The organism is Mycolicibacterium aurum, assembly GCF_900637195.1.
In the GTDB taxonomy this organism is placed as follows: Bacteria; Actinomycetota; Actinomycetes; order Mycobacteriales; family Mycobacteriaceae; genus Mycobacterium; species Mycobacterium aurum.
The window spans coordinates 5,099,708-5,123,385 of sequence record NZ_LR134356.1 but is presented as its reverse complement, the minus strand read 5'-3'; the positions used below and the strand labels follow the sequence as shown (position 1 = coordinate 5,123,385).

At 66.9% G+C, this 23,678-nt stretch carries 29 protein-coding genes; 8 read left to right on the top strand and 21 right to left on the bottom strand.

The features are described from left to right. Positions 1-18: 18 nt before the first annotated feature. Together EL337_RS24200 and ygfZ are read right to left on the bottom strand one after the other, a co-directional pair. Positions 19-204: a DUF3073 domain-containing protein gene (locus EL337_RS24200; protein WP_048633584.1), complete on the bottom strand. Its 186-nt coding sequence runs from the start codon at positions 202-204 to the stop codon at positions 19-21. Positions 205-350: 146 nt separating this feature from the next. Continuing rightward, positions 351-1,448, bottom strand: coding sequence for a CAF17-like 4Fe-4S cluster assembly/insertion protein YgfZ (gene ygfZ, locus EL337_RS24195; protein WP_048633583.1), 1,098 nt, complete (start codon positions 1,446-1,448; stop codon positions 351-353). Positions 1,449-1,499: 51 nt separating this feature from the next. Between ygfZ and EL337_RS24190 the strand changes: the two genes are divergently transcribed. Further along, a complete protein-coding gene (locus tag EL337_RS24190; protein WP_048633582.1) occupies positions 1,500-2,381 on the top strand; it encodes an aminodeoxychorismate lyase in 882 nt (293 codons plus the stop codon). 275 nt (positions 2,382-2,656) lie between these two features. Beyond that, a complete protein-coding gene (locus tag EL337_RS24185) occupies positions 2,657-3,517 on the top strand; it encodes an ABC transporter substrate-binding protein (protein WP_048633581.1) in 861 nt (286 codons plus the stop codon). Here EL337_RS24185 and EL337_RS24180 read toward each other — a convergent pair. The 9 genes from EL337_RS24180 to lmeA form a co-directional block, all read right to left on the bottom strand. Further along, positions 3,514-3,768 (bottom strand): hypothetical protein, encoded by a 255-nt coding sequence (locus tag EL337_RS24180; protein ID WP_197724146.1) that lies wholly within the window; start codon positions 3,766-3,768, stop codon positions 3,514-3,516. The two genes, EL337_RS24185 and EL337_RS24180, sit on opposite strands and share 4 nt — an antisense overlap. 11 nt (positions 3,769-3,779) lie before the next feature. After that, a complete protein-coding gene (locus EL337_RS24175; RefSeq protein WP_048633580.1) occupies positions 3,780-4,409 on the bottom strand; it encodes a heme-binding beta-barrel domain-containing protein in 630 nt (209 codons plus the stop codon). Between the two features lie 191 nt (positions 4,410-4,600). Next, on the bottom strand, positions 4,601-4,921 hold the full coding sequence (locus EL337_RS24165; protein ID WP_048633579.1) for a DUF732 domain-containing protein: 321 nt from the start codon (positions 4,919-4,921) through the stop codon (positions 4,601-4,603). 272 nt (positions 4,922-5,193) lie between these two features. Beyond that, positions 5,194-5,496, bottom strand: coding sequence for a DUF1416 domain-containing protein (locus tag EL337_RS24160; RefSeq protein WP_048633578.1), 303 nt, complete (start codon positions 5,494-5,496; stop codon positions 5,194-5,196). 1 nt (position 5,497) lies between these two features. After that, complete coding sequence (locus tag EL337_RS24155) at positions 5,498-6,331, bottom strand: sulfurtransferase (protein WP_048633577.1); 834 nt, start codon at positions 6,329-6,331, stop codon at positions 5,498-5,500. 41 nt (positions 6,332-6,372) lie between these two features. Beyond that, positions 6,373-6,849 (bottom strand): DUF4395 domain-containing protein, encoded by a 477-nt coding sequence (locus EL337_RS24150; RefSeq protein WP_048633576.1) that lies wholly within the window; start codon positions 6,847-6,849, stop codon positions 6,373-6,375. Between the two features lie 89 nt (positions 6,850-6,938). Then, the gene (locus tag EL337_RS29315; protein ID WP_370737183.1) at positions 6,939-7,010 is read right to left on the bottom strand and encodes an Ms5788A family Cys-rich leader peptide; all 72 of its coding nucleotides are present in this window, start codon (positions 7,008-7,010) and stop codon (positions 6,939-6,941) included. Between the two features lie 50 nt (positions 7,011-7,060). Next, complete coding sequence (locus tag EL337_RS24145) at positions 7,061-7,492, bottom strand: thioredoxin family protein (RefSeq protein WP_048633575.1); 432 nt, start codon at positions 7,490-7,492, stop codon at positions 7,061-7,063. Continuing rightward, positions 7,489-8,283, bottom strand: a complete 795-nt coding sequence (lmeA, locus tag EL337_RS24140; protein WP_048633574.1) for a mannan chain length control protein LmeA — start codon at positions 8,281-8,283, stop codon at positions 7,489-7,491. The genes EL337_RS24145 and lmeA overlap by 4 nt, the downstream gene beginning before the upstream one ends. Positions 8,284-8,472: 189 nt before the next feature. Between lmeA and EL337_RS24135 the strand changes: the two genes are divergently transcribed. Together EL337_RS24135 and mshD are read left to right on the top strand one after the other, a co-directional pair. Next, positions 8,473-9,267 (top strand): winged helix-turn-helix transcriptional regulator, encoded by a 795-nt coding sequence (locus EL337_RS24135; protein WP_048633573.1) that lies wholly within the window; start codon positions 8,473-8,475, stop codon positions 9,265-9,267. Beyond that, entirely contained in the window at positions 9,264-10,169 is a 906-nt protein-coding gene (gene mshD, locus EL337_RS24130; protein WP_048633572.1) for a mycothiol synthase, read from the top strand. The genes EL337_RS24135 and mshD overlap by 4 nt, the downstream gene beginning before the upstream one ends. 5 nt (positions 10,170-10,174) lie before the next feature. Here the strand turns inward: mshD and EL337_RS24125 are convergent, their stop codons facing one another. Genes EL337_RS24125 through EL337_RS24105 form a run of 5 tightly spaced genes read right to left on the bottom strand, consistent with a single transcriptional unit; the run spans position 10,175 to position 13,522 of the window. Next, positions 10,175-10,564 (bottom strand): arsenate-mycothiol transferase ArsC, encoded by a 390-nt coding sequence (locus EL337_RS24125; RefSeq protein WP_232786847.1) that lies wholly within the window; start codon positions 10,562-10,564, stop codon positions 10,175-10,177. Between the two features lie 53 nt (positions 10,565-10,617). Beyond that, entirely contained in the window at positions 10,618-11,712 is a 1,095-nt protein-coding gene (arsB, locus tag EL337_RS24120) for an ACR3 family arsenite efflux transporter (protein WP_048633570.1), read from the bottom strand. Continuing rightward, complete coding sequence (locus tag EL337_RS24115; RefSeq protein ID WP_083443146.1) at positions 11,709-12,092, bottom strand: ArsR/SmtB family transcription factor; 384 nt, start codon at positions 12,090-12,092, stop codon at positions 11,709-11,711. Before EL337_RS24115 ends, arsB begins: the two co-directional genes overlap by 4 nt. A 57-nt stretch (positions 12,093-12,149) precedes the next feature. Further along, positions 12,150-12,830 carry an arsenate reductase ArsC gene (locus EL337_RS24110; RefSeq protein WP_048633569.1) on the bottom strand — a complete coding sequence of 227 codons (681 nt, stop codon included), beginning with the start codon at positions 12,828-12,830 and terminating at the stop codon, positions 12,150-12,152. A 14-nt stretch (positions 12,831-12,844) separates the two neighbouring features. Continuing rightward, entirely contained in the window at positions 12,845-13,522 is a 678-nt protein-coding gene (locus tag EL337_RS24105) for an arsenate reductase/protein-tyrosine-phosphatase family protein (RefSeq protein ID WP_048633568.1), read from the bottom strand. A 233-nt stretch (positions 13,523-13,755) separates the two neighbouring features. Between EL337_RS24105 and pstS the strand changes: the two genes are divergently transcribed. From pstS to pstB, 4 genes are read left to right on the top strand one after another with little or no spacing between them, the layout of a single operon-like run. Further along, complete coding sequence (gene pstS, locus EL337_RS24100; RefSeq protein WP_048633661.1) at positions 13,756-14,847, top strand: phosphate ABC transporter substrate-binding protein PstS; 1,092 nt, start codon at positions 13,756-13,758, stop codon at positions 14,845-14,847. A 48-nt stretch (positions 14,848-14,895) separates the two neighbouring features. After that, the gene (pstC, locus tag EL337_RS24095) at positions 14,896-15,954 is read left to right on the top strand and encodes a phosphate ABC transporter permease subunit PstC (protein ID WP_048633567.1); all 1,059 of its coding nucleotides are present in this window, start codon (positions 14,896-14,898) and stop codon (positions 15,952-15,954) included. Next, on the top strand, positions 15,951-16,868 hold the full coding sequence (gene pstA, locus EL337_RS24090) for a phosphate ABC transporter permease PstA (protein WP_048633566.1): 918 nt from the start codon (positions 15,951-15,953) through the stop codon (positions 16,866-16,868). The genes pstC and pstA overlap by 4 nt, the downstream gene beginning before the upstream one ends. A 15-nt stretch (positions 16,869-16,883) precedes the next feature. Continuing rightward, positions 16,884-17,660, top strand: coding sequence for a phosphate ABC transporter ATP-binding protein PstB (gene pstB / locus EL337_RS24085; protein WP_048633565.1), 777 nt, complete (start codon positions 16,884-16,886; stop codon positions 17,658-17,660). Between the two features lie 75 nt (positions 17,661-17,735). Here the strand turns inward: pstB and phoU are convergent, their stop codons facing one another. From phoU to EL337_RS24060, 5 genes are all read right to left on the bottom strand, one after another. Continuing rightward, on the bottom strand, positions 17,736-18,404 hold the full coding sequence (gene phoU, locus EL337_RS24080; RefSeq protein WP_048633564.1) for a phosphate signaling complex protein PhoU: 669 nt from the start codon (positions 18,402-18,404) through the stop codon (positions 17,736-17,738). Between the two features lie 85 nt (positions 18,405-18,489). Then, positions 18,490-20,490 (bottom strand): LCP family protein, encoded by a 2,001-nt coding sequence (locus EL337_RS24075; RefSeq protein WP_048633563.1) that lies wholly within the window; start codon positions 20,488-20,490, stop codon positions 18,490-18,492. A gap of 253 nt (positions 20,491-20,743) precedes the next feature. Continuing rightward, positions 20,744-21,829 (bottom strand): tRNA dihydrouridine synthase DusB, encoded by a 1,086-nt coding sequence (dusB, locus tag EL337_RS24070; protein ID WP_048633660.1) that lies wholly within the window; start codon positions 21,827-21,829, stop codon positions 20,744-20,746. Between the two features lie 77 nt (positions 21,830-21,906). Then, positions 21,907-22,914, bottom strand: coding sequence for an acyl-ACP desaturase (locus EL337_RS24065; RefSeq protein WP_048633562.1), 1,008 nt, complete (start codon positions 22,912-22,914; stop codon positions 21,907-21,909). A gap of 106 nt (positions 22,915-23,020) precedes the next feature. Then, a complete protein-coding gene (locus EL337_RS24060) occupies positions 23,021-23,602 on the bottom strand; it encodes a TetR/AcrR family transcriptional regulator (protein WP_048633561.1) in 582 nt (193 codons plus the stop codon). Positions 23,603-23,678: the final 76 nt, after the last annotated feature.

The following is a 23,678-nucleotide window of genomic DNA, read 5'->3' as shown; positions in this document are numbered from 1 at the left end:
TGCGGAGGGCCGGCGCACTTAGCGCCGCCAGTCGTCATCGTCGGCCCAGCCGTCGTCTGACAGCGGCTCGCTGCCGTTACGGGGGTCGTCGTCTGACGAACCTGCCAGCTCACGCTGTAGCTGCGTGAAATCCGTCTGCGGTGAGCTGTATTTGAGCTCACGTGCAACCTTGGTCTGCTTTGCCTTTGCCCGGCCGCGGCCCATGGGGGAACCCCCTCGCGCAATAACGGAGCGGCCCAATTGCTAGGCGGCTCCGATCTGAGTGTGTTTATTGTCCTGCCGACACTTTACCGTGCGCCGCGCCGCGGCGCTGGCAGGCCCTGTTCCCGAGGCGTTTTCACGTCACTCTGTCAGCGCGCGCCGCCCCGCAGCCGCTCGACGGCCAGCCGCCCCGCACCCACCGAATCGGCGGCCGGCAGCGAATCGGGGTCGATCGCGGCGGAAACCTGCAGCTCACCACCGGTGGTCAACTCGATGTCCGCCGGCAGGCCGCGCTTGAGCAGCGCCAGCGCGATCGCCCCCTCGTCGACGTGGTCGACGACCGTGCCCAGCCGGCCCACAGTGCGGCCGCCCGCGAGAACCGGATCGCCGGAGGAGGGGCGGTCGGCGTCGCCGTCGAGATGCAGGATCACCAGCATGCGCGGAGGTTTGCCCAGGTTGTGCACCCGCGCGACGGTCTCCTGCCCGCGGTAGCAGCCCTTGTCGAGGTGCACGGCGCCCACCCCGGGCCCGCCGATCCAGCCCACCTCGTGCGGGATCGTGCGCTCGTCGGTGTCCACCCCGAGACGCGGACGCCGGGCAGCGACTCGGTGCGCCTCATAGGCCCACACACCCGCCGGCCGGACACCGGCAGCCACCAGCCTGTCCCGCCACGCCGCGATATCGGCCCGCGGCACCACGAGGTCGATCTCGCCCCCGGGGCCAGGCAGGTGGCGGACGAATCCGCCGTCGGCCAGTGCGGCGGCGGTGCCCTCCGCGGGTAGTGCAGCCAGGCCGAGTGCCGCGAGCACCGGCGGCCCGGCGAGCGCCGGCCCGAGCAGCGACAACACCCCGAGATCGGCGGGCTCGACCACGACATCGGCCCAGAACACCATCTTGCGCAAGAAGCTCAGCAGCGGTTCCCCGCGCCACGGTTCGGTGTCGATCACGGTGCGGCCGTCGAGCTCGGTCTGCAGCCAGTGATCTTCGACACGGCCCTGGCCGTCCAGGCTCAAATTCTCGACCACGGCGCCGTCGGGAAGCTCACTGACGTGCTGGCTGGAGATGGTGTGCAGCCATGACCTGCGCTCGGCACCGGTCAGGGTCAGTACGGCGCGGTGCGAGCGGTCGATGACCACGGCGCCCTCGGCGGCGGCTCGTTGTTCGCCGAGCGGGTCACCGAAGTGCCACACCGCGTCGGCGTCGGGCCCGGTGGGGGGAGCCGGTACCCCGGAGCTGCTTGACGTCATGGGTCAACTCTACGATTCCCGCACGACCGGCCGGGGCTACGCTGATTTCCCATGGCTGAGGTACCGGGCGTCGTCGTAACCCTCGACGGACAACTGCACGACCCCGACGTTCCCCTGCTGTACGCCGACGATCTGGCCGCGGTGCGCGGTGACGGCATCTTCGAGACCCTGCTGGTGCGGGGTGGCCGCCCATGCCTGCTCGACGCGCACCTGAACCGGCTGGCGCATTCGGCACACCTGGTCGACCTCCCCGCGCCGGACACCGCCCTGTGGCGTGCCACGGTCGACACCGCGGTCGGCACCTGGATGTCCGCCGGCGGCGACGAAGGCGTGCTGCGCCTGGTGTACTCCCGTGGCCGTGAGCACGGGTCGGCACCGACGGGGTACGCCATGATCGGCCCGGTTCCGGCACGGGTCGCCGAGGTCCGTCGCGACGGTCTGGCAGCGCTGACCCTGGAGCGTGGCCTTGCCGCCGACGGCGTGGAGGCGATGCCGTGGCTGCTGGCCGGCGCCAAGACGTTGTCCTACGCGGTCAACATGGCTGCACTGCGGCACGCCGAACGCGCGGGCGCCGGAGACGTCATCTTCGTCAGCACCGATGGCCACATTCTGGAGGGGCCGCGTTCGACTGTCGTGATCGCCACCTCGTCAGCCGACGGCCGCACCTGCCTGTTGACGCCGCCGCCCTGGTTTCCCATTCTGCGGGGAACCACCCAGCAGGCGTTGTTCGAGGTGGCTCGGAACAAGGGTTTCGATTGCGACTACCAGGCGCTCACGCCCGCCGATCTGACTGCGGCCCAAGGTGTCTGGCTGGTGTCCAGCATCACCCTCGCGGCGCGCGTGCACACTCTCGACGGACAACCCTTGGCGCACTCGCCGCTCGCCGACGACATCACCGCATTGGTGGACGCCGCGATCATCTGTGATCGCTGAGCGCTTAAATCCCTTGTCGCCCTGCCAGAGCGGGAGTACGGTCGCGTGTACACAGGGAAGGAGGTGGTCCGAGAAATTGAGTGACATATGGACATGTGAGGTGGCTGCGAGCTAGCAGCGCCGGGAGAGCGCTCGTCGCACCTGTGCGCGCTGGCGAATTCCCCGCAGTCACCCGGCCCCCGAGCCCCCTGGTCTGTCCGGCCAGGAACACAAGGCTCGGGGGCCGCTCCATTTCCGGAGACTGCACAACTTTCGAAATCTGCAATGATGCGGCTATGCACTCGTCTTCCATCCTGGGATGGAAGGCCATCGCAGCCGCACTGGCCGTCCTGGCCGTCTCGTCCTGCGCCGCACCCACCGCCGTCACCGCCCCGACACTGGACGCGCGAAAGTGCAGCAAGGACACCTTGGCCACGCTGTACCCCGGCATCCTGACCTTCGGCGCCGACCTGCCCGTCTACCCGCCCTGGTACCTGGGCGACGACCCCTCCAACGGGGAGGGGTTCGAGTCCGCACTCGCGTATGCCGTGGCGGCTGAACTGCAGTACACCGCTGACGACGTGCGCTGGGTGCGGGTGCCGTTCAACGCCGCGCTTGCCCCGGGCGCCAAATCCTTCGACGTGAACCTTTCCCAGTTCTCGATCACCGAGCAACGCAGTGCCGCGGTGGACTTCTCGTCGCCCTACCTCGACGTCACCCAGGCAGTGGTGACGGTGCGTACCTCGCCTGCCGCCACGGCGACGAACCTCGACGACCTGAGGGTGCTGCGGTTGGGTGCACAGATCGGCAGCACCAGCGCAGCCGCCGCGGCCGCGCTCGACGGGCGGCAAGCCGTCGCGGTGTACGACACCACCGGCGAGGCCAAGACAGCATTGGTCGACGGCGAGATCGACGCGTTGGTGGCCGACCTACCGACAGCCTTCTCGGTGGCCAACGAACTCCGCGGAGGGATGATGGTGGGGCAGCTGCCCGGGCCGAGCGACGATGTCGAACAGTTCGGCATCGTGCTGGACCACGAGAGTTCACTGACGCGCTGCGTGTCCTGGGCGGTCGACACGCTGCGTGGCAACGGCACGCTGGACCGGCTCCAGCAGCGCTGGCTGGCCGACGCGGGCCGCGCGCCGGTGCTGAACTAACCCGGGCCTGGGCCCGGGGCCAGAGACGAGCACTCCGACATCGCGGTGTCCCACGCGCCGGCGTCGACGCCGGGCGGAGGCCCCGATGCAGGCCCCGGGGGTACCGGGATGCCGTGCTGACCCAGGCAGTACGCGAACGCTCCGTGACCCACGCTGGGCACCGCCGAGCTCGGCGTCGAGTCCCGAGTCGATTCGGTGGGCGCCGAACAGGCGGCCGCCGCTCCCGCAGCGGCCACCGCCACTGCCATCATCCAACGACGCACTAGCCGACGAACCTGGCCAGCCGGGCGGACAGATGCGGCACCAGACCGCCGTCGGCGTCGACGCGTTCCTCGACGTAGGCAAGGTCACCGCCGTCGATGATGCCGTAGAGGCGTTTGGCGCCGCCGACGAGAACGCCGGACTTGCTGCGCGCCAGTGCGTCTGTGACCAGTTCCCACGACGCCTGGTTGAGGGGACGACCGTAGAACAATTCGATGTACCCGGCGGAGTGCGCCAACAGGAGCTCGATGGCCTGCGTTTCGGTGGGGTCGGCCGGATCGTCGACGAATCGCCAGAACCCGGATTCGCGGAGGCCGGGCTGCTCGTACTCCCCGTCGGCGTCGAGGCGCCACGAGCGGGCCTCCCAGTTGAGGTAGTCGCCGCCGTCGTGGGAGACGACGATCTGCTGACCGAATCGGTAGTCGCCGTGGGCGTCCCGGCCTTCTCCTTCGCCCCGCCAGACGCCGACGAGCGGCAGAAGTGCCAGCAGTGCGTCGTTGAGGTTCGCGCCCTCACGCAGATTGGCGGTGTCGGCGGGCACCGGAAGGTCGCCGAACGCCGGGATGTTGCGAAGGGCGGTTTCCCTGGCCCGCTCCGCAGCAGCGGCGACCGCGTCGTCGCCCGACGTCACCGTGCTACTCGCGTACGCGGGGTCACGACTCGTCGGTGACGAGGCGGTACAGCGCGTAGAGCGCGAACCACGTGATCACCACAACGGCCGCAACGAGCAGGATTTCGAAGAACAGCACCACGGCTAGAGAGTCTAGCCGCCGGGAGAAAGGATCTCCCGGCGGCCGTCGAACGCGAAGGCCCGACGGACGGTCAGCTGACCTTCCACTCGAATTCGGGGCAGAACGCGCCGGTGGCGGCACCGATGAAGTAGCCGGCCTGGTAGTCCGACCATTCGGTGACGCTGGTCAGGTCGGCGACCTCCTGCTCGAAGGTCGCGCCATTGGACCAGTCTTCGCACACGGCGTGGCCGGTCTCGACCACCTGGGGGGTCTTGTCCGCGGGCCACGTGATGCCACCGTTGGTGATCACGGTCAGGAAGTCGTCCTCAGGTGCCGCGAGGGCCGCGGGCGCACCTGTCATAGCAACTGCAGCGAAGGCCGCGGAGGCGGCGCAGGCGAGCATGATCTTCATCGTCGGTCCTAGATGGTGGTCGGCGGCGAGCCGCGAAGTGACCTCCGCGGCGCGCCCCGAGGTTGTCGGGGTGACCCGCCCCCAGCAGCGCGGGTTCCACCATATGGTCGCCGACGACAGCCGATTGTGCAGCGTTTTCACAGCAAGATCAGCCGACGACGATGAGCAGGGACGACGAGGGCGTCCGCGCCGACTCCGTCGTCGTCACGCAAGGCCCGATCGCCGGGCCCCTTCGTCGTCACGCGGAGCCGGATTGCCCGGCTCCTTCGTCGTCACGCGACCTTGACGTCGACCTCGTGAATACCGGCGCCCGACGGTGCGACGCTGGCGTCACCGTTGCCGGCGGGGGACAGTGCGCGCAGCGTCCACGTGCCCGGCGCGGCAAAGAACCGGAAGTCACCGGTGGCCGACGCGACGACCTCGGCGGTGAACTCGTCCGAGCTGTCGAGCAGTCGCACGAACGCACCCCCGACGGCCTGACCCGAGCCGTCGACGACGCGGCCGGTGATGACCGTCTCCTTCTCGAGATCAACACTCGAGGGCAGCGTCAGTCCTTGTTTCGGTGCAGAGCACATATCAACTTCCCAACTCGATCGGGGCACCCACCAGGGAGCCGTATTCCGTCCAACTACCGTCGTAGTTCTTGACGTTCTTGTGTCCCAGCAGCTCCTGCAGCACGAACCAGGTGTGCGAAGAGCGCTCACCGATGCGGCAGTAGGCGATGGTCTCCTTCTCGCCGTCGAGACCGGCCTCGGCGTAGAGCTTGGCCAGGTCTTCGTCCGACTTGAAGGTTCCGTCCTCGTTGGCAGCCTTGCTCCACGGGACGTTGATGGCGCTGGGGATGTGCCCGGCGCGCTGGCTCTGCTCCTGCGGGAGGTGCGCGGGGGCGAGGATCTTGCCGGAGAACTCGTCGGGGGAGCGCACATCGACCAGGTTCTTGGTCCCGATCGCAGCGATGACCTCGTCACGGAACGCTCGGATGCTGTTGTCGGGGTCCTTGGCGGTGTAGCTGGTGCCCGGACGGCTCACGGCGTCCTTGGACAGGGGCCGGGCGTCGAGTTCCCACTTCTTACGGCCGCCGTCGAGCAGCTTCACGTCCTGATGGCCGTACAGCTTGAAGTACCAGTAGGCGTACGCGGCGAACCAGTTGTTGTTGCCGCCGTAGAGGACCACGGTGTCGTCGTTGCCGATACCGCGCTCGGACAGCAACTTCGAGAACTGCGCCGCATCGACGAAGTCGCGCTTGACCTGATCCTGCAGATCGGTCTTCCAGTCAAGCTTGATCGCGCCGGGGATGTGACCGGTGTCGTAGGCGCTGGTGTCTTCGTCGACCTCGACGAAGACGGTGTTGGGCGCCTCGAGATTGCTCTCGGCCCAGTCTGCTGTGACCAGGACGTCGGAGCGTGCCATGTGGGAGATCCTTTCGATTGCTCGTGGAGCGGGTTAGGGGTTCATGCGGTGGTGGTGGACGACTTCGGGCGAAGCCGAGCGACGAGCGGGTAGAGCTGGCAGCCCAGGCAGATGCCGAAGGCTGCATTGAGCAGCGCCGCCACGAGTGCGAGGGCCGTGGCGGCCAGACCCAGCGGTGCGATACCGCCGGCGAAACCCACGGCGCCGACGGTGGCGAAGACGAAGCCGACGAGTTGGGCGAACTTCAGCGGCGGTACCGGCTCGCGGTCCGTGACGGGTCCGAGCCGGGGCGCGATCAGCGCGGCGAAGAGCAGACCGTACGGATGCCGGCGTGGACCCAGGAGCGCTCCGATCGCGAACACCGCAGCCTGGACACCGAGGATGACCGCGGCGGCTGTCAGGCTCTGCGCCGACACCAGCAGCGCGACGACCAGTACCGCGGTGGTGACCCAGGCGACGAAACGCGGACCTCGCACATCGACCTGTGCGGGTGCGCGGCTCTCGGTGATGGTCGGCATAGATCTGCTCCTGTTGTCCGGTATGGCTGGGGCGCGGCGGGCCGATCACGGCCGGTCGCAGAGTGCGGCGCGAACGAGGGCGCGGCTACTCAGCAGCAGTAACAACAACAGCAACAACCCGCAACGCGGCACAGATCGACTGCGCGGCGCTTGGTGAGCACAAGCTCGAGGCGGGGTGACACGGCTGACAGCTTACCCAAAGACGGGGTGATCAAGCCAACAGCGGCTGCAGGGCGGAGCGCAGGTCAGCGGCCGTCGGCACGCCAGAGGCGCGGTACCGCTGCCGACCGTCGGCGTCGAAGATGAACGTGGTGGGCAGAGACAGCACCGAAAGCATGCGCGCCGCCTCGGGTTTGGCGTCCATGTCGATCTCCACGTGAGCGACTTCGGGGAGATCCGCGCACACCTGGTCGACCACTCGGCGCACGCCCGCACACGGTCCACACCAGTCGGCGCTGAAGTGCAGGACGGTCGGGCCGCTCGTCGACAGGCCCAGCGCGCTGATGTCGCTGTCGTCGAGGGCGGGCCACTCCGCGGCACCCTTGAGAAGGCCGGACCGCAAGGTCATCAGCCGTCCGACCACGAAGGCCACCCCGAATGCGGCGATGAGCACCGCCACGACGACGATCCAGGAAGAACTCATGACAGTCGGAACTCGTCGAGCTCGATGGTTACTCCCTCGGCGATGCCTTCGATGATGATGTCGGAGCCGCGCGCCCCCTCGCTGGTCGGCGTAATGCCGAACGGCAGCTTCTGCCCGGGCAGTTCGGTGGAGAACGCCGAGAGGACCGCGTCCACCTTGTCCTCGGGCACCGCCTGGCCGGCGGTGCCCGGCTCCGTCAGGACGCCGGTCGCCGTGAGGACCAGGGTGGTCGCCTCCGGGCCGGTGATGGACAGATCGACGGCGATGCTGACCCGCTCATGAAAGCCGGCTTTGTCGGGGGTCCCGGTGAACACCAGCCCGTAGTTGCTCGAAATGCCCGACTCGGTGGTGCCGCCGGTGGAATCCTCGGTCTCCCTGGTCGGTGCCTCGACAAGCAGGTCGGGGATTCCCATGTACCGGCCCACGTGGGTGGAGTCGATGATGATCCGGCTCTCCAGCTTGCCGACCGTCAGCGTCGCGTCCGGTGGCACCAGCCAGGAGTCGCCGAGGCCCACCGAATGCATGGTCGCTTCCAGCGACGCCTTACCCACTACGGGGTGATCCACGCCACTGGCTTTGATCTCGACCTCGTCGTAGTGCCGCCGCTGAGCTTGGGTTATGAAGGGGAACCCGAGGATCGCCACCGACGGGTCCCAGCTGAGGTCGGCAGCCGCCCGCACGCTTCTGGCCAGGCGATACTCGGCGTAGATCGCCGCGCCGAAGTCTGTACCGACGGCGCCGAGCACCACCGTGGTGAGGGTGGCGAGGACACCGATGACCAGCTTGCGCACCCCGTCATTGTTGCCGACGTTGTCGAGCTGGGGCGTTCAGCGCGGCTTACCGGCAGGTTGCACGCTATCGTTAGACAACTATCGGTCGGGTAACGGCCGTGTGTCAGGCATGAATCTCAGAGGTCACCGCGCGACAAGGATGTCTGACGGTGTCGGGGTGAGAACAACTCCACCGAGCTGGAGGGTCAGTTGGATCTACTACTACTGACGGTTGACCCGCACCCGGAATCGGTCCTGCCGTCACTGTCTTTGCTAGCGCACAATGTGCGCACCGCACCCACCGAAGTCTCGTCTTTGCTGGAAGCCGGCACGGCCGATGTTGCCATCGTCGATGCGCGCACCGATCTGGCCGCCGCGCGCGGCCTGTGTCGTCTCCTCGGCACGACGGGCACGTCCGTGCCGGTCGTCGCGGTGGTCAACGAGGGTGGTCTGGTCGCCGTCAATGTGGAGTGGGGTCTGGACGAGATCCTGCTCCCCAGCACCGGCCCGGCCGAGATCGACGCGCGGCTCCGCCTGTTGGTGGGCCGCCGCGGCGGTATGGCCAATCAGGAGAATCTGGGCAAGATCAGCCTTGGTGAACTCGTCATCGACGAGGGCACCTACACCGCCAGGCTCCGTGGCCGCCCGCTGGATCTCACGTACAAGGAGTTCGAGCTCCTCAAGTATCTGGCCCAGCACGCCGGCCGCGTCTTCACGCGCGCCCAGCTGCTCCAGGAGGTCTGGGGCTACGACTTCTTCGGCGGCACCCGCACCGTCGACGTGCACGTACGGCGGCTGCGCGCCAAGCTCGGCCCGGACTACGAGTCGTTGATCGGCACGGTGCGCAACGTCGGTTACAAGGCCGTCCGCCCCGCACGCGGCCGGCCACCGGCCGCCGGTGCGGAACTGCCCGACGACCTCGACGACGATCCCTACGAGGACGACGCGTCGCTGGATTCCGGCGACGTCCCAGAGGCGCTGGGCGACGCGCTGCGCAGTCAGTGAGCTCGTCGACACCGATCGGGTGGCGGCAGAGCCTTTCGCCGGCCGACCAACATCTCATCCGTGACCTCATCGCCGAGGCGACATCAGCCGACGGGCTCGCACCCGTCGGCGACCAGGTGCTTCGTGCACTGAGCCACACCCGCACCCGCCACCTGGTGGCCGTCGGCGACGACGGCGCGATCCAGGGCTACCTCAATCTGGCGCCTGCCGGTGGCGACGAGTCCGCCATGGCAGAAGTGGTGGTCCACCCCGACGCGCGGCGACGTGGCATCGGCTCGACGATGATCCGCACCGCGCTGTCCGAGGGCGGCGCCGGCACCCGGATCTGGGCCCACGGCAACCTCGCGCCTGCGCGCGCCACTGCGGCGTCCCTCGGACTCACTGCCGTCCGGGAACTCCTCCAGATGCAGCGGCCTCTGGCCGGCCTGCCGCCGGCATCGTCGGCCGAGGGCGTGCGAATCTCCACCTACTCCGGCCCGGGTGACGACGCCGAGGTGCTCCGCGTGAACAACGCGGCGTTCTCGTGGCATCCCGAACAGGGCGGCTGGACCGATGCCGATATCGCCGAGCGCCGCGGCGAGCCCTGGTTCGATCCTGCCGGCTTGTTCCTGGCCCACGACCAGAACAGTGGTGATCTGCTCGGATTCCATTGGACCAAGGTGCATTCCGCGTCTCTGGGTGAGGTCTATGTGGTCGGCGTCGATCCCGCCGCGCAGGGCAGGGGACTCGGTGCGACGCTAACGCTGGTCGGTCTGCACCACCTCGCCGACCGTCTTCTGCCGTCCGAGCCGGACGCACAGGTGATGCTCTACGTGGAAGCCGACAACTCCGCCGCGGTGAAAACCTACCGACGCTTGGGTTTCGACGTCGCCAACGCCGACGTGGCGTACGCGAGGGCGTAAAGCGGTCAGCCTGCCGCCGAAGAGCGATCGAACTCCGGTGGTGGGATGCGGAGTTGTTCGGCGAGGCGGCGAACCCGGTCGGCGATGTCGTCGCGTATCAGGCGCATCCGTTCGATGCTGTCGATTCCGCGGTCGGACGGTTCGTCGGTGTCCCAGTTCTCGAATCGGGTGCCCGCCACCGGCTCCACGTGGGCTTCCCGCCCCAGCGTCACGACCACGTCGACCTGCCGAACAACCTGTGCATCAATGGGTTTGGGCTTCTCCATGCTGATGTCGATGCCCACCTCGCGCAGGCTCTCCGCCGAGAGCGCGTTGACTGCCACTCCCGGTGCGGTGCCCGCCGAGTACACGTCGATCTCACCGCCGGCCAACTGGCGCATCAGGCCCGCGGCCATCTGTGATTTCCCGCCGTTCTTCACACAGACGAACAGCACGGACGGTCTCTGCGTCACCGCGTCTCCTCGACCGCGGCGGCAGTCCGATGGGCGAATCGACCACGTAGTGCCAGCGAGACGTACACCAGTGCGACGAGGACGGGAACTTCGATGAGCGGCCCCACCACCCCGGCCAGCGCCTGCCCTGAGGTCACGCCGTAGGTGGCGATGGCCACCGCGATGGCCAACTCGAAGTTGTTGCCGGCCGCGGTGAATGCGAGGGTGGTGGTGCGCTCGTAGCCCAGGCCGATCGCCGCGCCCAACAGGAAGCCGCCGCCCCACATGACGGCGAAGTAGACCAGCAGCGGGAGCGCGATCCGAGCGACGTCCCACGGGCGCGCGATGATCTGATCGCCCTGCAGGGCGAAGAGGATGACGATGGTGAACAACAGCCCATAGAGCGCCCACGGTCCGATCTTGGGCAGGAACCGGGACTCGTACCATTCGCGGCCCTTGGCCTTCTCGCCGAACCGTCTGGTGAGAAACCCTGCCAGCAAAGGAATTCCGAGGAAGATCAGGACCGATTTCGCTATCTGCCACACCGACGTGTCGATGGTGGTCTGTTCCAGACCGAGCCAACCGGGCAGCACGGAGAGATAGAACCAGCCCAGGACCGCGAACATGAACACCTGGAACACCGAGTTGATGGCGACCAGCACGGCGGCGGCCTCGCGGTCACCGCAGGCCAGGTCGTTCCAGATGATCACCATCGCGATGCAGCGCGCCAGGCCCACGATGATCAGTCCTGTGCGGTACTCCGGCAGGTCCGGCAGCATCAGCCACGCCAATGCGAACATCAACGCCGGGCCGAGCAGCCAGTTCAACACCAGCGACGCGAGCAACAGCTTGCGGTCGCCGGTCACCGAATCGAGGCGGTCATAGCGCACCTTGGCGAGCACCGGATACATCATCACGAGCAGCCCGACGGCGATGGGCAGTGAGATGCCGTCGATCTCCACGGCACTCAGTGCGTCCCCGAGTCCGGGAACGAGCCTGCCCAGGAGCAGGCCTGCGACCATGGCGATGCCGATCCAGACCGGCAGCATGCGATCCAGGGCGGACAGCTTCTTGACGACCGCAGAGTCGTCGGCAGTGGTGGGGGTGCTCATCGCCCAGGCTCCTCAGAACAGGCATCGGATGGTGCGGGGGAGCCGCCGTCGACCTGAAGTATGGTCGAAAGCTGCTGCAGCGCTTCGGGAATCGCTCGGTAATACACCCAGGATCCGCGTCGTTCACTGTCCAGGATTCCGGCGGACCGAAGAACCTTGAGGTGGTGCGAGATGGTGGGTTGGGACAGGTCGAACGAACCGGAGATGTCGCAGACGCAGGCCTCACCGCCAGGGTTGCTGGCGATCAGGCTCAGCAGGCGCAGCCGCGCCGGGTCGCCCAGTGCCTTGAACATCTGTGCCAGGGGTATGCACGCGGCTTCGTCGAGTGCTGCCCGGCCGAGGGAATCTCCCGGGTGCGGCATCACCAGCGATTTCGACATTTGTCTATATTGACAGGTATCAAAGTCAGCGTGCAACCGTCCTGCAGGCTGACCCTGTCAGCGTCCACCGGTCGGCACGTCGAGTTCGTCGAGTAAGGCGCGAACCCGGCGCTCGATCTCGTCCCGGATGGGCCGAACCGCGTCAACCCCTTGCCCGTGCGGGTCGTCGAGCTTCCATTCCTCGTACCGGTGCCCGGGGAACACCGGGCAGGCATCGCCGCAGCCCATCGTGATGATGACGTCGGCGGCGCGCACGATCTCGTCAGTCCAGGGTTTGGGATACTCGCGGGAGATGTCGATGCCGCACTCAGCCATGGCAGCTACGGCCGCGGGGTTCACCTCGTGTCCCGGTTCCGAGCCGCCCGACCAGGCGACCGCGGCGTCGCCGGCCAGATGCGTGAAGAAGCCCATCGCCATCTGCGACCGGCCCGCGTTGTGGGTGCACAGAAACAGCACCGTCGGCTTGCCGTCGTGGTGCTTACCCTCGACCTTCGCCAAGGCCCGAAGTCGCTGCCGGGCAAAGCGTTCGGCGAGCAGCGGGAGGAAGTTGGCAATCTTGGCGTGCCCGGCGAACTGGTCGTAGGACGAATGCAGGAATCGCTCGATCGTGTCGATTCCGTACATTCCGTCGAACTCGGTCTCCAGATGGGCCGCGGCGGACTTCAGCGCCAGGCGCTGATCGATGGTCAGGTCGTGGCGCAGGTGCGAATGGGTGTCGGGGGTGATGCTGCCGGTCATGGCGTACTCCTCGGTCAGGCGGACTTCAGGGTGGGCACGAGATGCTGGATCCGTTCGGTGAGCTCGCCGACCGCGGTGTCGAACGCCTCGGCTCGAGCGGTGCGTGCGGGATCGGCGATCGACCAGTGCAGGCGCGTTAGCTCGCTGGGCAATTCCTCATGGGCGTTGTCACAGACCGCGATCACCAGATCGCCTGCGGCCAATATGTCCCCGAGATATCGGGGGGTGTGGGGCCGTAGGTGCAGCTTGTGCCTGCGCGCTGCCGCCACGGCGCCGGGGTGGATGCGGGCTGCGGGGTGGGTGCCCGCAGAGGTGGCGGGTAGTTCGCTGCGGCGGTTCCAGATGGCCGCGGCGAGCTGGCTGCGCGCGGAGTTCTGGGTGCAGACGAACACGACGCGGTGCGCCAGGCGCTCCGTCCTGGGCACCAGGGCGTCCAAAGCCGCGCGGTTGAGGCTGAGATAGCTGCGCCGGCCGTCGGCTTCCGAACGGGACTGGCGGACCACACCGGACTTCTTGAGCTGATTCAGGTGGTGGGCCAGGAGATTCGACCGAACCCCGAGGACCGCGCACAGTTCCGACGGAGAGGCGTCGGCCGGCAGCAGATGGTCGACGATCGCCAGCCGGACCGGATCGGCAAGGGCGGCGAAGACGGCGGCGCGTCGGCTCGGATCGCTGGATGACTCAGTGGACATTGACTCAATAAGTACTGAGTTAATCCGACGATTTCAACCCCTGCAGCGGAATCGTCGTCTCGGTCCCCTCGCCGGTTCATCTCCCGTTCACCATCCATAGGGCGCTGATTCATCAGCTGCCCCTAGGTTCACAGCCGGGCAGCGAGAGTCCTGCTCGACGCGACACGCGTATACCCCCATACCTGTATTGAAGGAGCTTCGTGAAGGCCAAACGAACTGGTGCCGCGCTGAGCATGCTGGCGGCCGGCGCTCTGCTGATGTCTGCGTGTGGCAGCGACAACAATGCCCCGGGCGGCGCGGCATCCGGCGAATCGCCGACCGCAAGCGGATCGCAGGATTGCGGTGGCAAGAACTCCGTCACGGCCGAAGGATCCACCGCGCAGCAGAACGCCGTCGCATTGTTCAACCAGGTGTGGGGCCAGGTCTGCCAGGGCAAGAATCTGTCGTACAACCCCACCGGTTCCGGTGCCGGCCGCGAGCAGTTCGTTGCAGGAAATGTCGACTTCGCCGGATCCGACTCGGCGATCAAGGAGCAGCAGGCCGCTCAGGCGGCCCAACGGTGCGGCGGCAACCCGGCGTGGAACCTGCCACTGGTATTCGGCCCCATCGCGATGGCATACAACGTCGAGGGCGTCGAAGGACTCGTCCTCAACGGGGACACGCTGGCCAAGATCTTCCAGGGCCAGATCACCAAGTGGAACGACCCCGCGATCGCGGCGCTGAACGAGGGCAAGACGCTTCCGGACTCCGCCATCACGCCGATCTTCCGCTCGGACTCCTCCGGTACCACCGACAACTTCCAGAAGTACCTGGAAGCCGCCTCCGGCGGCGCATGGACCAAGGGCGCCGGCAGCGAGTTCCAGGGCGGCGCGGGCGAGGGTGCTCAGAAGTCCGCAGGCGTCGCGCAGGCTGTGCAGTCCACGCCCGGTGCCATCGGCTACGTGGAGAAGGGCTTCGCCGACCAGGCGGGGATCCCCTACGCGCAGATCGACAACGGCAGCGGCGCCGTGGAGCTGTCCGACGAGTCGGCGGGCAAGGCGATCGACGCCGCCAAGTTCGCCGCCGAGGGCAACGATCTGACGCTGGATCTGGCGTCGCTGTACGGCACGCAGGAAGCCGGCGCCTACCCGCTCATGCTGGCGACGTACGAGATCGTCTGCTCGAACGGATACGACGCCGAAACCGCAGCCGCGGTGAAGTCCTTCCTCACCGTCGCCGCCAACGACGGCCAGTCCGGGCTGTCGTCCGCCGGCTACGTCCCGCTGCCCGAGAAGTTCAAGGAGCGGTTGCTGACGTCGATCGAGGCCATCGGCTCGACCGCTTAGTTCATTAGCGCAACTGCCGGACTGCGGCGAGGATGGGTGCTTGACCGAATGACCGACAAGCTCGATGGAACCGCATTGACAACACCGAACCCGTTGGACTCGGGGTCGGGAGGGGCGCTGGCCGCTCCCTTCCCCGAGCCGACTCCCATTTCCACCGACCCCTCGAGAAGTTCGAAGGTCCGGCCGGGCGACCGCATCTTCCGCGGATTGGCCGAGGGCTCAGGAATCCTGATCGTCGCGATCATCGCGGCGATCGGGATCTTCCTGCTCTGGCGCGCGATCCCTGCGCTGACGCGCAACGAGGAGAACTTCTTCCTCTTCGGCGGAAACTGGGTCACCACCGACACGTCGGCCATGCAGTTCGGCATCCTGGACCTGCTTCAGGTCACGGTGTTCGTGTCGGTCTTCGCGCTGGTGCTGGCCATGCCGGTGGCGCTCGGTATCGCGATCTACCTGACCAACTACGCCCACAAACGGGTCGCAGGTCCGCTGGCGTACCTGGTGGATCTGCTAGCCGCCGTGCCGTCGATCATCTACGGCGTGTGGGGTCTCTACGTGCTCGCGCCGGTGATCAAACCGGTGGCGGTCTGGCTGAACGAGAACCTCAGCTGGATCTTTCTGTTCGCCACGGGCAACGCCTCGGTGGCCGGCGGCGGCACGATCTTCACCGCTGGCATCGTGCTCGCGGTGATGATCCTGCCGATCATCACCGCGGTGACACGTGAGGTCTTCATCCAGACCCCGCGCGGCCAGATCGAGGCGGCGCTGGCGTTGGGCGCCACCCGGTGGGAGGTGGTGCGCACCACCGTGCTGCCGTTCGGCATGTCCGGCTACATCAGCGGCTCGATGCTCGGCCTCGGCCGCGCTCTCGGTGAGACCATCGCGCTGCTGATCATCCTGCGCGGCACGCAGACCGCGTTCGGTTGGTCGTTGTTCGACGCGGGCTTCACGTTCGCCAGCAAGATCGCCTCCGCCGCGTCGGAGTTCAACGACCAGTACAAGGCCGGCGCCTACATCGCCGCCGGCTTGGTGCTGTTCATCCTGACGTTCGTGGTGAACTCGCTGGCCCGCGCCGCGGTTGCCGGAAAGGACCGGTCTGCCTCATGACCTCCGCAACGCTGGATCCGCCAGTCAAGGTACCGACCTTCCAGGGCGTCAGTGCCCGCCGCAAGTTCACCAACAACGTTGCGACCGTGCTCGTCACGGCGTCGGTGGTGATCGCGATCGTTCCGCTGGTGTGGGTGCTCTACACCGTGCTCGCGAGGGGCATCGGCATCGTCACCTCAAGCACCTGGTGGACGAACTCACAGGCAGGCATGACGGCCTTCCAGGCCGGCGGAGGCGCCTACCACGCGATCGTGGGATCGCTGCTGCAGGCCGCGATCTGTGCCGTCATCTCGATCCCGGTCGGTGTGTTCGTCGGCATCTATCTCGTGGAGTACGGCGGTGGAACACGGCTGGGCAAGTTGACGACGTTCATGGTCGACATCCTCACCGGCGTTCCGTCGATCGTGGCGGCGCTCTTCATCTATGCGCTGTGGGTTGCCACACTGGGCTTCGAGCGGTCCGGGTTCGCGGTGTCACTTGCGTTGGTGCTGTTGATGATTCCGGTCATCGTGCGCTCAAGCGAAGAGATGCTGCGGATCGTGCCGATGGATCTTCGTGAAGCCAGCTATGCCCTCGGCGTGCCGAAGTGGAAGACCATCTCGGCGATCGTGGTGCCCACCGCCCTGTCGGGCATCGTCACCGGCATCCTGCTGTCGCTGGCGCGTGTCATGGGTGAGACGGCACCGCTGCTCATCCTGGTGGGCTACTCCCAGGCCATGAACTTTGACGTGTTCGGCGGCTTCATGGGTTCGCTGCCCGGCATGATGTTCGACCAGACGTCGGCGGGTGCAGGTGCCAACCCCGTCCCCACCGACCGGTTGTGGGGTGCCGCGCTGACGCTCGTCGTGTTGATCGCCCTGTTGAACATCGGCGCCCGCTTCATCGCCAAATTCTTTGCCCCCAAGAAGGTCTAGGTAGGAGTTACAGATATGGCCAAGCGTCTCGACCTCAAGGACGTCAACATCTACTACGGCTCCTTCCACGCCGTGGCCGGGGTGACCCTGTCGGTGGAACCGCGCAGCGTCACCGCCTTCATCGGCCCGTCGGGCTGCGGCAAGTCGACGGTGCTGCGCACGCTGAACCGCATGCACGAGGTGATCCCCGGTGCCCGCGTCGAGGGCTCGGTGTTGCTCGACGGCGAGGACATCTACGGTGCGGGCGTCGACCCGGTCGGCGTCCGCAAGACCATCGGCATGGTGTTCCAGCGGCCGAACCCGTTCCCCACCATGTCGATTCGCGACAATGTGGTGGCCGGCCTGAAGCTGCAGGGCGTGCGGAACAAGAAGACGCTCGACGAGACCGCGGAGCGCTCACTCAAGGGTGCCAACCTGTGGACCGAGGTCAAGGACCGGCTCGACAAGCCGGGCGGCGGTCTGTCCGGCGGTCAGCAGCAGCGCCTGTGCATCGCCCGCGCCATCGCGGTGCAGCCTGACGTGTTGCTGATGGACGAACCGTGCTCGGCGCTCGATCCGATCTCCACGCTGGCGATCGAGGATCTGATCTCGGAGCTGAAGCAGGACTTCACGATCGTCATCGTGACGCACAACATGCAGCAGGCCGCCCGGGTGAGCGACCAGACCGCGTTCTTCAACCTCGAGGCGACCGGCAAGCCCGGTCAGCTCGTCGAGATCGACAACACCGAGAAGATCTTCTCGAATCCGAACCAGAAGGCCACCGAGGATTACATCTCCGGCCGGTTCGGCTGAGCCGACCTGCTCTGAGCGACTCCAACGAGTAAGCCCCCGGGACATCATCCCGGGGGCTTACTCGTGTGGTCGGTGTCAGCGTGATGCAGGCAGGTCCACATCCTCGGTGTTGCGCCCGGTGACCTGGAAGATGACCCGGCGGGCGACCTCGACGGCGTGGTCGGCGAAGCGCTCGTAGAAGCGGCCGAGCAGCGTCACGTCGACCGCCGCGGCGACGCCGTGCTTCCATTCACGGTCCATCAGGACCGTGAACAGGTGGCGATGCAGATCGTCCATCGCATCGTCTTCCTCGCGGATGCGCGCCGCCTTCTCCGGATCACGGGTGATCAGCACCTCCTGCGCGCTGTTGCCGAGTTCGACGGCCACGCGCCCCATTTCGGCAAAGTATCCGTTGACCTCTTCCGGCAGCGCGTGCTGGGGATGGCGACGGCGCGCGATCTTGGCGACGTGCAGCGCCAGTGCTCCCATCCGGTCGACGTCGGCGACGATCTGGATCGAGCTGACGATGGCGCGCAGGTCACCGGCGACGGGTGCCTGCAGAGCAAGGAGCACGAAAGCTTCTTCCTCTGCGCGGACGCTCAGCGCCGAGATCTGGTCATGGTCGGTGATGACCTGTTCGGCGAGCGCCAGATCGGCCTGCAGGAGCGCCTGTGTGGCGCGCTCCATGGCGGCCCCGGCAAGGCCGCACATTTCGCCGAGCCTGCTGGACAGGGCCTCCAACTGCTCGTGATACGCGGTACGCATACGTCAACCCTACGGGGTGGTACGTGCACCGTCACGAGCTAGTCGGTGAACGAAAGGTGAATGCCACCTGCCCAAATGATGTGGGCTACTCGCAACTGGTGTCCGCGGCGTTGGTGACCGTCAGGTCCTCGGGAAGCGCGGTGGGTGCAGACTTGGTGCCGCGGAGGACGTGCACCTGAACGGAGGAGCCACTGGGGGAGGGCGCGGCGACCGCGTCGAAGTCGCTGCCGAGAACCACCTGGACCACGTCCCCCATGCCGGTGACACGCTCGATGGTCGAATTGGCGAACGACGAGGCGACGGTGGCGGCGGCCTCCTCGTTGCCCGCGGAGAAGAACACCGTGGTCTGCGACAGCGGTCCCGGGTAGTCGTCGGGAGTGGTCACGTTGAACCCGTGGGCCTGCAGGTCGCTGGCCGCAGTGGCGCCGAGGCCGGACTGGGCGGTCGAGTTGGACACCTGGACGGTGACGTTCTGCGGATCGGTGGCGACGGTGTCGACGATCTCGTCGTCGGCCTGGCCCGTGCCGCCCTGGGCCGGCGAGGCGTTGGTCAGCGACTCGGGTGTTCCGGGCACCGGGGTGTTGTCGGCGTTGCGTTCCTCGGGTAGGGGATCGTCGTTGATGATGGCGTCGAACAGCGCGTCCATGTCGTCGTCGCGGGGGATCTCGTTGCCGTACTCGTCGGCGTATCCGACCGTCGGCACCGTCACGAACGTGATGCGTCCCGCGTTGACGCCCTGCACGGACTGACCGAGGTCGACGAGATCCTTGGTATCGAGGTTGTCGACGTAGCTGTCGCCGATGAACATGTTGACCACGTTGTTGAGCTTTGACAGCGAGAAGAACGTCTCTTTCGAGATCAATGAACGCAGCAGCGACGACAGGAACAGCTGCTGTCGCTTGATCCGGCCGTAGTCACCGTTGGTCTCGGTGGTCACCTGACGCGCCCGCACGTAGTTGAGCGCGGTGTGGCCGTCGACCACCTGGCGACCGGCGACGGGGAGGACCGTGCCGAGTTCGTAGTCCTCGATCGGCGTGGTGCTGCACACCTCGACGCCGCCGAGCGCGTCGACCATTTTCGAGAAGCCGACGAAATCGACTGCCATGAAACGATTTATGTGCAGACCGGAGAGTTTCTGGATGACCTTGACCAGGCATTTGGGCCCGCCGACGGCGAAGGCGGAGTTCAGTTTGTACTCGGTGTAGACCTCCTCCTTGCCGTACATCGGCGACTCTTCGTCCATGATCGGCCCGTACTCGCGGGTCTCAGGATTCCAGGGCTCGCACTTCATCGGCTCGATCTCGAGGTCGCGTGGGAACGACACGGCGACAACGCGTTTGCGGTTGGCGGGGATGTTCACCAGCATCACCGTGTCGGAGCGGGCACCCGCCGCGTCGTCGGTGGTGCCCGCGCCGATGTCGCTGTTGGCCCCAAGGCGGCTGTCGGTGCCGACGATGAGGAAGTTCTCGTCGCCGAACTGTGCGTTCGGGTCGACGATGTCGCGGGAGTCCGGGTCGAGCGCCGACACCCGGTTGAGCAGGTTGTTCTTCGCCGACTGCCATTGCCACGCGCCGCCGGTAAGGACCAGTGCGAGTACGGCGATCAGCGCCACCGCCACCCGGCCGACGATCGTGGCGCGCCGGTGCGGGCGCTTGGGCCGCGAGGGGGTGTGCACCGGCGGGCGGGGAGCCGCCAGGTCCGGCAGTTCGGAGGGGTGTTCGTCGAGGACGGGCAGTATCGCGGTGTCGAGTTCGTCGACGTCGGGATAGGGCTCCGGCTCCGGCTCGGGCTCGGCACGGTGGCGGGTGGGCTCCGGTGGCGGTGTCCCGCCGTTGATCTTCGCGATCAGATCGGCGACGGTGACCGGCGCGGAGGGCGGCGAGGGTGTGGCGGGCGGAGCGGCTTGGGTAGCGGCTTCGTCGGGGTCGGGCGCATCAAGTGCGCGCTCCCACGGCGCGGCGCCTCGCATCTGCCGCCGGGATCGGGTAAGCCAGTCACCGTCGGGTGAGTCTGCAGCACCGTCACCAGACCGGGGACGTGGGCGGCCAGGAGTGCCAGCGACGTCCTCCGGGTCGCCGTCTCCCATGTTCGTACCGGCCTTCCAGCTTCCACGGCGTCCGCGATGCGTGCGCGTCGTTGCGCACTGGCACGCAGATTGCCGTGTGCCTGCTAACTGTCATAGAGCACGAGGCCCGACTCCGCCACCGGGGGTCGGGCAGTGTGACCCCTCATAGTAGTGAGACATCCTGAGAGACATCCAGCCGAACCCGAGCGCCTGCCCTATTCGATACCTTCTCGTCGCTGTCTCGAATCCATCTCAGAGCCGTCTCGGCGCCCGATCATCCCCCGGAGTGCATCATGTCCGCGCCGGCGGGAACCGTGCAGTCGTCGGGATCGTCGAGCCAGCCCTCGGGCAGCGTCACCGAGCCGGGGGAACCCTGCCGGCCGCGCGGCCCGTTCGCCACTGCGGGAAACGGCACGTCGGGATCCAGTTGATCGAGCAGGTCGTCGAGCTCCGAAATCGTCTTCACCAGGGCCATTGACCTGCGAAGATCCGCTCCCGCGGGAAACCCGTGCATGTACCACGCCACGTGTTTGCGGATGTCCCGCATCCCTTTGTCCTCTCCGAAGTGCGCAGCGAGAAGCTCGCCGTGTCTGCGAATGATCTGCGCGACCTCGCCGAGGTTCGGCGGGGCAGCCGGCGCCGCCCCGGTGAATGCGGCGGACAGTTCGGCGAACAGCCACGGCCGCCCCAGGCAGCCACGGCCGATCACAACGCCGTCGCAGCCCGTCGCGGCCATCATGGCCAGCGCGTCACGAGCGTCGAAGATATCACCGTTTCCGAAGACCGGAACATCCGTGACGTGGGCTTTGAGCGCGGCGATCTGGTCCCAGTCGGCGGTGCCCGAGTAGCGCTGCGCGGCGGTTCGGGCGTGTAGCGCCACCGCCGCTGCCCCCTCGTCGGCCGCGATGCGTCCCGCGTCGAGGTGCGTGTGGTGGTCGTCGTCGATCCCGATCCGGAACTTGACGGTGACGGGAATGTCGGTGCCCTCGGTGGCCCTGACGGCGGCCGCCACGATCTGGCCGAACAGCCGGCGCTTGTAGGGAAGCGCCGCCCCGCCGCCCCGCCGAGTGACCTTGGGCACAGGGCAGCCGAAGTTCATGTCGATGTGGTCGGCCAGGCCTTCGTCGGCGATCATCTTCGCGGCGGCGTAGGTGTTGACCGGGTCGACGGCATAGAGCTGCATCGACCGCGGCGACTCCTCGGGCGCGAACGTCGTCATGTGCATGGTGACGGGATGGCGTTCGACGAGGGCGCGTGCGGTGACCATCTCGCACACGTACAGACCGCTGACGGTGCCCGCGCGGCTGAGCTCGAGTTCTCGGCACAGAGTCCGGAACGCGACGTTGGTCACCCCGGCCATCGGTGCCAGCACGACCGGGCTGCGCAACGCGATCGGCCCGATCCTGACGTCGGATCGGGCCGAACTCGGGGAATCTGTTACGAGGCTGATGATCCGACCAAAGAGTTCTTGGCCGCCTTCTTCTCGGCCATCTGGGCGAGCCGCTCTTCCCGGCGCTGCTTGGCGACCTCGAACTTGTCGACAGCCTCCTGAAGCTCCTCGACCAGGAGGCCGAGGTCGTCGCGCATGCGCGCGGACTCGCCGTTGAAGTCCTCGCGCTCGAAGATGCGCCACTTCTTGAGCACCGGCATGACGATGTCTTCGAGGTGGATCCGCGGGTCGTAGACGCCGCCGGATGCGATGGTGACGGCGCGGCGGCGGAAGTCCGGAATGGTGTATCCGGGCATCTTGAAGTTGCGCAGCACCTTGTGCAAGGACTTCATCGCCTGGTCGGGGGCGATTTCGAAGCCGGCCTCCGACACGTCACGGTAGAAGATCATGTGCAGGTTCTCGTCGGCCGAGACGCGCTGGAGAAGCTGATCGGCGATCGGCTCGTTGCAGGCCTTGCCGGTGTTGCGGTGCGACACCCGGGTGGCGAGCTCCTGGAACGTCACGTAGATGACCGAGTCGAACAGGCTGTCGGCGAACAGGTCCGCTTCGATCTGGTCGTTCTGGCCGGGGCTGAAGCCGCGGGTCATCTGCTCGACGCGCAGCATCTCGAGCTCGACCGGGTCGACGTTGCGGGTGACGACGAGGTAGTCGCGCAGGGCGATGCCGTGGCGGTTTTCCTCGGCGGTCCACCGGTTCACCCAGAAGCCCCACGGGCCGTCCATGGTGAAGTTCATCGCGATCTCGCGGTGGTACGAGGGCAGGTTGTCCTCGGTGAGCAGGTTCACCAGCATCGCGACACGGGCGACGTCAGAGAGCTTCGACTGCTCGGGATCCCAGTCCTGGCCACCGAGCGCGTAGTAGTTCTTGCCATCGGACCACGGGACGTAGTCGTGCGGGTTCCAGTCCTTCTTCATCCGCATGTGACGGTTGACCAGCGGCTCGACGACAGGCTCGAGCTCGGTCAGCAGTTGCAGGTCGGTCAGGTCTTTCGACACGACACCTCCCAGTTATCTGTACCTGATGGTTGCACTCAATATATCTGTGTACTCCGGTGACATTCAAGTCACCGCGCCGTGATTCACACCCTGGTCGGGGCCACAATCAGGTAACAGCTCTGCTGAGCAGCAGCTCAGCACAGTGGTCGATGAACTGCTCCCGCGTCGCATCCAGCCTGCCGTCCAGATATGCCGTGAACAGTGCAGTGAGTGCCCCGATCAGGCCGGTGGCAACCATCGCCTGGGCCGTGGCATCGGTGATCTGGGTGAGGCTGCGCTGCAGCAACTCGATGAAGTTCGGCATCCACCTGGCTCCCGAGCGCGCCAGCACGGGCTCGACCTCCGGCGCGAGCAGAAGTACCCGGCCACGCGCGGGATCGTCGATCATCAGCGCCACGAACCGCTCGACTGCATCACGCATGCTCTGCGATTCCATCAATGTCGACATGGCTGCCGCGCACACGTCGTCGTAGACGGCCGCGACGTATTCGTCGCGGTCGGTGAAGCTCTCGTAGAAGTAGCGCTCGGTGAGGCCGGCCGCCCGGCATACGGCCCGCACGGTCAATTTCGGTCCGCCGGGACTGCCGAGCAGGCCGATGCCCGCCGTGATCAGTTCGCCGCGGCGCAAAGCCTGACGGTCCTGCAGGGGGACCCCCGACCATCTCCCGCGTCGTTGACCGGACGCCACAGCCCTCCTAAGCTCCATCAGTGACAACGTCTGTAGTCAAAATATCGTGCTGCGGCATGATCTGGTTCAGGGAAGA

Coding starts and splice junctions, on each gene's coding strand:
- EL337_RS24200 (WP_048633584.1), bottom strand. CDS start 204: ATGGGCCGCGGCCGGGCAAAGGCAAAGCAGACCAAGGTTGCACGTGAG.
- ygfZ (WP_048633583.1), bottom strand. CDS start 1,448: ATGACGTCAAGCAGCTCCGGGGTACCGGCTCCCCCCACCGGGCCCGAC.
- EL337_RS24190 (WP_048633582.1), top strand. CDS start 1,500: ATGGCTGAGGTACCGGGCGTCGTCGTAACCCTCGACGGACAACTGCAC.
- EL337_RS24185 (WP_048633581.1), top strand. CDS start 2,657: ATGCACTCGTCTTCCATCCTGGGATGGAAGGCCATCGCAGCCGCACTG.
- EL337_RS24180 (WP_197724146.1), bottom strand. CDS start 3,768: ATGATGGCAGTGGCGGTGGCCGCTGCGGGAGCGGCGGCCGCCTGTTCG.
- EL337_RS24165 (WP_048633579.1), bottom strand. CDS start 4,921: ATGAAGATCATGCTCGCCTGCGCCGCCTCCGCGGCCTTCGCTGCAGTT.
- EL337_RS24160 (WP_048633578.1), bottom strand. CDS start 5,496: ATGTGCTCTGCACCGAAACAAGGACTGACGCTGCCCTCGAGTGTTGAT.
- EL337_RS24155 (WP_048633577.1), bottom strand. CDS start 6,331: ATGGCACGCTCCGACGTCCTGGTCACAGCAGACTGGGCCGAGAGCAAT.
- EL337_RS24150 (WP_048633576.1), bottom strand. CDS start 6,849: ATGCCGACCATCACCGAGAGCCGCGCACCCGCACAGGTCGATGTGCGA.
- EL337_RS24145 (WP_048633575.1), bottom strand. CDS start 7,492: ATGAGTTCTTCCTGGATCGTCGTCGTGGCGGTGCTCATCGCCGCATTC.
- EL337_RS24125 (WP_232786847.1), bottom strand. CDS start 10,564: ATGGCCGCGGGCCTGATGCGCCAGTTGGCCGGCGGTGAGATCGACGTG.
- arsB (WP_048633570.1), bottom strand. CDS start 11,712: ATGAGCACCCCCACCACTGCCGACGACTCTGCGGTCGTCAAGAAGCTG.
- EL337_RS24115 (WP_083443146.1), bottom strand. CDS start 12,092: ATGTCGAAATCGCTGGTGATGCCGCACCCGGGAGATTCCCTCGGCCGG.
- EL337_RS24110 (WP_048633569.1), bottom strand. CDS start 12,830: ATGACCGGCAGCATCACCCCCGACACCCATTCGCACCTGCGCCACGAC.
- EL337_RS24105 (WP_048633568.1), bottom strand. CDS start 13,522: ATGTCCACTGAGTCATCCAGCGATCCGAGCCGACGCGCCGCCGTCTTC.
- pstS (WP_048633661.1), top strand. CDS start 13,756: ATGCTGGCGGCCGGCGCTCTGCTGATGTCTGCGTGTGGCAGCGACAAC.
- pstC (WP_048633567.1), top strand. CDS start 14,896: ATGACCGACAAGCTCGATGGAACCGCATTGACAACACCGAACCCGTTG.
- pstA (WP_048633566.1), top strand. CDS start 15,951: ATGACCTCCGCAACGCTGGATCCGCCAGTCAAGGTACCGACCTTCCAG.
- pstB (WP_048633565.1), top strand. CDS start 16,884: ATGGCCAAGCGTCTCGACCTCAAGGACGTCAACATCTACTACGGCTCC.
- phoU (WP_048633564.1), bottom strand. CDS start 18,404: ATGCGTACCGCGTATCACGAGCAGTTGGAGGCCCTGTCCAGCAGGCTC.
- EL337_RS24075 (WP_048633563.1), bottom strand. CDS start 20,490: ATGGGAGACGGCGACCCGGAGGACGTCGCTGGCACTCCTGGCCGCCCA.
- dusB (WP_048633660.1), bottom strand. CDS start 21,829: ATGGCCGGGGTGACCAACGTCGCGTTCCGGACTCTGTGCCGAGAACTC.